Origin of the sequence: Kangiella sp. HZ709, assembly GCF_009674675.1 — a bacterium.
Lineage (GTDB): Bacteria > Pseudomonadota > Gammaproteobacteria > Enterobacterales > Kangiellaceae > Kangiella.
The window spans coordinates 1-368 of sequence record NZ_WKJC01000006.1; the positions used below are offsets into that span (position 1 = coordinate 1).

At 59.2% G+C, this 368-nt stretch carries 1 protein-coding gene; it reads right to left on the reverse strand.

The genetic code is table 11. The annotated features are described in order from the left end of the window. On the reverse strand, positions 1-368 hold a 368-nt coding region (locus GJS41_RS11360), incomplete at both ends, for an Ig-like domain-containing protein (RefSeq protein WP_195758388.1).

Sequence of the window (368 nt, forward strand, 5' to 3'; positions counted from 1 at the left end):
CCGGTAATCGAGCCGTCTTCTGCCACCGTATTGCTGTCATCGGTCGCCGTTGGCGTGTCATCCACCGCCGTCACCGAAATGGTTACGGTCGCGATGTCCGTGTCGCCATCAGCATCGGTGATGATGTAAGTGAAGCTGTCGGTGCCGTTGAAGTTCGCATCCGGGCTGTAGTCGTAACTGCCGTCAGCATTGAAGGTCAAGGTGCCGTTAGACACGTCGGTATCCAAGCTGAACGCGGTCGCTAAGTCGCCGCCGTCACCGCCTAAGGTGTCGTTACCCTCAACCGAAGCGCCGGTAATCGAGCCGTCTTCTGCCACCGTATTGCTGTCATCGGTCGCCGTTGGCGTGTCATCCACCGCCGTCACCGT